This window comes from Vibrio sp. 1457 (assembly GCF_033340195.1).
Lineage (GTDB): Bacteria > Pseudomonadota > Gammaproteobacteria > Enterobacterales > Vibrionaceae > Vibrio > Vibrio alginolyticus.
This window is the reverse complement of the sequence record NZ_JAWOWA010000051.1, coordinates 1-4986: the sequence shown is the minus strand read 5'-3', so window position 1 is coordinate 4986 and position 4986 is coordinate 1. Positions and strand designations below refer to the sequence as shown.

At 47.0% G+C, this 4986-nt stretch carries 5 protein-coding genes; 3 read left to right on the top strand and 2 right to left on the bottom strand.

Annotated features, from left to right (window positions below; genetic code table 11):
- Positions 1–111: 111 nt before the first annotated feature.
- The gene (locus R7Z41_RS23490; protein WP_000050481.1) at positions 112–1653 is read left to right on the top strand and encodes an IS91-like element ISCR1 family transposase; all 1542 of its coding nucleotides are present in this window, start codon (positions 112–114) and stop codon (positions 1651–1653) included.
- Positions 1654–1774: 121 nt separating this feature from the next.
- Here the strand turns inward: R7Z41_RS23490 and R7Z41_RS23485 are convergent, their stop codons facing one another.
- Together R7Z41_RS23485 and R7Z41_RS23480 are read right to left on the bottom strand one after the other, a co-directional pair.
- Positions 1775–2233: a GNAT family N-acetyltransferase gene (locus tag R7Z41_RS23485; protein ID WP_181726414.1), complete on the bottom strand. Its 459-nt coding sequence runs from the start codon at positions 2231–2233 to the stop codon at positions 1775–1777.
- Between the two features lie 23 nt (positions 2234–2256).
- Complete coding sequence (locus tag R7Z41_RS23480) at positions 2257–2997, bottom strand: subclass B1 metallo-beta-lactamase VAM-1 (protein ID WP_181726415.1); 741 nt, start codon at positions 2995–2997, stop codon at positions 2257–2259.
- Positions 2998–3175: 178 nt separating this feature from the next.
- Here R7Z41_RS23480 and blaPSE point away from each other — a divergent pair, with 178 nt between their 5' ends.
- Positions 3176–4009 carry a PSE family carbenicillin-hydrolyzing class A beta-lactamase gene (gene blaPSE / locus R7Z41_RS23475; protein WP_181726425.1) on the top strand — a complete coding sequence of 278 codons (834 nt, stop codon included), beginning with the start codon at positions 3176–3178 and terminating at the stop codon, positions 4007–4009.
- A gap of 117 nt (positions 4010–4126) precedes the next feature.
- Positions 4127–4945 (top strand): ANT(3'')-Ia family aminoglycoside nucleotidyltransferase AadA1, encoded by an 819-nt coding sequence (gene aadA1 / locus R7Z41_RS23470; RefSeq protein ID WP_181726426.1) that lies wholly within the window; start codon positions 4127–4129, stop codon positions 4943–4945.
- Positions 4946–4986 lie beyond the last annotated feature (41 nt).

Sequence of the window (4986 nt, the reverse complement as noted above, 5' to 3'; positions counted from 1 at the left end):
TATTTACCTAATTTGCCACACTTATAAGTAGTAACCCACCTCCGCAGCCATTTATTGGTGTGGTCTACAGAGGATTAAGTCTTTTTAGAGGGGAAAATCCCTAGAACCCCCATGTCGCTGGCAAGGAACGCCACGGCGAGTCAATCGCCCACTCAAACAAACGGTTACGAACGCCACCAACCCGACCAGACGCTGCTCTACCAGCTGGTTGAGCAGCACTACCCAGCCTTCAAAGCCTCACTCGAAGCCCAAGGTCAACACCTGCCTCGCTACATCCAACAAGAATTCAACGACCTCCTCCAATGTGGCCGTCTGGAGTATGGTTTCATGCGGGTTCGCTGCGAGGATTGTCATCACGAGCGTCTGGTCGCCTTCAGCTGTAAACGACGCGGCTTTTGCCCTAGCTGCGGTGCCCGCCGGATGGCCGAGAGTGCGGCGCTGCTGATAGACGAAGTCTTCCCCAAGGAGCCCATTCGCCAGTGGGTGCTCAGCTTTCCTTTCCAGCTACGCTTTTTGCTGGCTCGCCATCCCCAGCTGATGGGCCAGGTCTTGAGTATCGTCTATCGTACACTCTCAACTCATCTGATCAAAAAAGCCGGTTACACCAAAGCCTCTGCACAAACTGGCTCAGTGACTCTTATCCAACGCTTTGGCTCCGCGCTAAATCTCAATGTCCACTACCACATGCTGTTTCTCGATGGTGTCTATGCCGAAGATGACTATGGCAAGCAACGCTTCCATCGTGTCAAGGCACCCACTTACGATGAGCTGAATACGCTCGCTCACACCCTCAGCCATCGCATCGCTCGCTGCATGGAAAAGCGTGGGATTTTGGAGCGTGATGCCGAGAATACGTGGTTGACACTGGAAGAGGGCGAAGACGATACGCTGACTCAATTACATGGTGCTTCGGTTACGTATCGCATTGCCGTCGGCCCCCAGCAAGGGCGCAAAGTCTTCACCCTGCAAACCTTGCCAGGGCGTGAGGATAAAGCCGACTCAAGCAGTCGAGTAGCCAACCATGCTGGTTTCTCGCTACACGCCGGTGTGATGGCCGAAGCGCATCAGCGGGATAAGCTTGAGCGCTTGTGTCGCTACATTAGTCGGCCAGCGGTTTCAGAAAAACGTCTGGCATTAACCGCCAATGGGCAGGTGCGTTACGAGCTCAAAACTCCGTACCGCAATGGCACCACCCATGTGATCTTCGAGCCGCTGGACTTCATCGCCAAACTCGCTGCGTTGGTACCTAAGCCGCGAGTCAACCTCACACGCTTCCACGGCGTCTTTGCACCGAACAGCAAACACCGAGTTCAAGTAACACCCGCCAAGCGGGGCAAGAAGCCCGACAAATCGGAAGGTCTCGATACTAACTGGCGTGACAAGAGTCCTGCAGAGCGCCACCGCGCCATGACCTGGATGCAACGCCTCAAGCGAGTCTTCAATATTGATATTGAAGTCTGCGAACACTGCGGCGGTCACGTCAAAGTGATTGCCAGCATCGAAGATCCGAAGGTCATTGAGCAGATTCTCAAGCATCTGAAACAGAAAACAGCCAAGGCGAATGCCGCCAAGCAGCGTGAGCTGCCACCAGAACGAGCGCCGCCACTGACTCCCAGCCTGTTCGATCCATCACAGAGTCGTCTCTTTGACTGACGACCCCAAATCCAACACTGCTCAACACTGCCAACTTTTAAACGGGGCGGTGGGGCAGTTTGTATCTCTCGAGCTATCAGGCTAGAGATTTTACCGCCAAATCGAACCTTATTAGAGCGGTTTAGGCTGGACCGGCAGTTAAAATTGGGGCTTGAGCGGTAAACGAGTGAGGGAATTTCAGGTAAGATACTTCGGATGAGGAGCAAAAAGGTGGTTTATACTTCCTATACCCAAATTGCTTAATTAATGTTAAAGCTTCTCCAGCAATTCCCCTGCCTTGAGCACTTTGCTTAATCATGTAACCTACTTCGGCTATTCGCGCCTTGTGATTAATGACCTTCAATCCAATACTGCCCAGCTTTTCTCCTGATGATATGTCCTCAATACCAAATGAAAGCCAGTGATCACTTTCAAACTGCCAAGATTGAGATTTTAACTCAAACGCTGCCACAGCTTCTTGATAAGTTAGAGGCTCATACACATGCTCCATCATAATGGGGCACATTGATATTTCTATGAACAACTGTCTATCTGAACTATCAAATGGTGATAGTTTTATTCTACTACCTCTTAGCTCCACTATTTTTCCTTTGCTTTATTTGTCTATTTGTCAGAAGTCTTATCGGATGATGCTAATTTTTGTGTATGAAGGAGTAAACTAACGTCTCCAACCTGACCATGCCCAGGCACTACAGTGACTATATCTGGATAGCGTTGCAGCACTCTTTGAATAGAGTTCGACCATTCGCCTATATTTGCATCTCCAGTGTAACCTAGACTTTTATTACGGAGGCTTTTAACAAAGCAACCGCCAAATAATAGCTTTTCATTCGGTAACCAAACAACGATGTTATCTTCAGTATGGCCTGGGCCAGGATAATACACTGTCGCAATGCCGTTGAAAATTTTGAGTTCATTGCTCGATATTTCAGTATTCGAAATTTCTTTGTTATTGAGTTTAAGAAGTTGATTAGTGAGTGAAGTGGCATAAGTGTTAACTTTTAAATCATTTAAAAGTGGTAAATCACCACTCGCATCTTCATGAAAGTGAGTTACTATTGCGCTTTTTAGTACGAGACCTCTATCTTCAATCCATTCAATAAGTTGATTGGTTGCTTTGGTCGTCCAAGGAGTGTCAATCAGGTATGCCGCATCTCCATCGACTACAATTAAGCCAGACGCGCCAATAAACCCCCAAGGCTCAACATGTTTATATGAGATATGCTGATAGATATTATCGGTTAATTGTTTAACCTCCAGCGTTTTAGTGTCTGTATTGTTTGCTGCTGTTACAAAAGGAACAAAAAGAGTAATGAGCAGAATATTTTTTATCAGAAAATTCATTATTGACGACCTCTGAACGTCATTAAAAATGTGCAATTATGAGCTTGTAACGTCTATTACATTGAATCAAATTAAGTTGTTCATAGCGACTAAGTAGAGACATTTATCTTAAGTAACCTTATATGCGTTTGTAATCTTTTAATGCATTGAGACATGGAGCAAATGCTAAGAATAGCGTATCTTTTATGCTTTTGCAAGTAGTTCAAAGTTTCGGCAAGTTGAACAAGACGTTAAGGCAATTGAAGTTTCTCTTTCTGCTCGTATAGGTGTTTCCGTTCTTGATACTCAAAATGGAGAATACTGGGATTACAATGGCAATCAGCGCTTCCCGTTGACAAGTACTTTTAAAACAATAGCTTGCGCTAAATTACTATATGATGCTGAGCAAGGAAAAGTTAATCCCAATAGTACAGTCGAGATTAAGAAAGCAGATCTTGTGACCTATTCCCCTGTAATAGAAAAGCAAGTAGGGCAGGCAATCACACTCGATGATGCGTGCTTCGCAACTATGACTACAAGTGATAATACTGCGGCAAATATCATCCTAAGTGCTGTAGGTGGCTCCAAAGGCGTTACTGATTTTTTAAGACAAATTGGGGACAAAGAGACTCGTCTAGACCGTATTGAGCCTGATTTAAATGAAGGTAAGCTCGGTGATTTGAGGGATACGACAACTCCTAAGGCAATAGCCAGTACTTTGAATAAATTTTTATTTGGTTCAGCGCTATCTGAAATGAACAAAAAAAAATTAGAGTCTTGGATGGTGAACAATCAAGTCACTGGTAATTTACTACGTTCAGTATTGCCGGCGGGATGGAACATTGCGGATCGTTCAGGTGCTGGCGGATTTGGTGCTCGGAGTATTACAGCAGTTGTGTGGAGTGAGCATCAAGCCCCAATTATTGTGAGCATCTATCTAGCTCAAACACAGGCTTCAATGGCAGAGCGAAATGATGCGATTGTTAAAATTGGTCGTTCAATTTTTGACGTTTATACATCACAGTCGCGCTGATAAGGCTAACAAGGCCATCAAGTTGACGGCTTTTCCGTCGCTTGTTTTGTGGCTTAACGCTACGCTACCACAAAACAATCAACTACAAAGCCGCAACTTATGGCGGCGTTAAACATCATGAGGGAAGCGGTGATCGCCGAAGTATCGACTCAACTATCAGAGGTAGTTGGCGTCATCGAGCGCCATCTCGAACCGACGTTGCTGGCCGTACATTTGTACGGCTCCGCAGTGGATGGCGGCCTGAAGCCACACAGTGATATTGATTTGCTGGTTACGGTGACCGTAAGGCTTGATGAAACAACGCGGCGAGCTTTGATCAACGACCTTTTGGAAACTTCGGCTTCCCCTGGAGAGAGCGAGATTCTCCGCGCTGTAGAAGTCACCATTGTTGTGCACGACGACATCATTCCGTGGCGTTATCCAGCTAAGCGCGAACTGCAATTTGGAGAATGGCAGCGCAATGACATTCTTGCAGGTATCTTCGAGCCAGCCACGATCGACATTGATCTGGCTATCTTGCTGACAAAAGCAAGAGAACATAGCGTTGCCTTGGTAGGTCCAGCGGCGGAGGAACTCTTTGATCCGGTTCCTGAACAGGATCTATTTGAGGCGCTAAATGAAACCTTAACGCTATGGAACTCGCCGCCCGACTGGGCTGGCGATGAGCGAAATGTAGTGCTTACGTTGTCCCGCATTTGGTACAGCGCAGTAACCGGCAAAATCGCGCCGAAGGATGTCGCTGCCGACTGGGCAATGGAGCGCCTGCCGGCCCAGTATCAGCCCGTCATACTTGAAGCTAGACAGGCTTATCTTGGACAAGAAGAAGATCGCTTGGCCTCCCGCGCAGATCAGTTGGAAGAATTTGTTCACTACGTGAAAGGCGAGATCACCAAGGTAGTCGGGGTTCTAGGGATTTTCCCCTCTAAAAAGACATAATCCTCTGTAGACCACACCAATAAATGGCTGCGGAGGTGGTT

Excerpts from the sequence above, each read along its gene's own strand:
- R7Z41_RS23490 (WP_000050481.1), top strand. The coding sequence starts at position 112 with ATGTCGCTGGCAAGGAACGCCACGGCGAGTCAATCGCCCACTCAAACA.
- R7Z41_RS23480 (WP_181726415.1), bottom strand. The coding sequence starts at position 2,997 with ATGAATTTTCTGATAAAAAATATTCTGCTCATTACTCTTTTTGTTCCT.
- aadA1 (WP_181726426.1), top strand. The coding sequence starts at position 4,127 with ATGAGGGAAGCGGTGATCGCCGAAGTATCGACTCAACTATCAGAGGTA.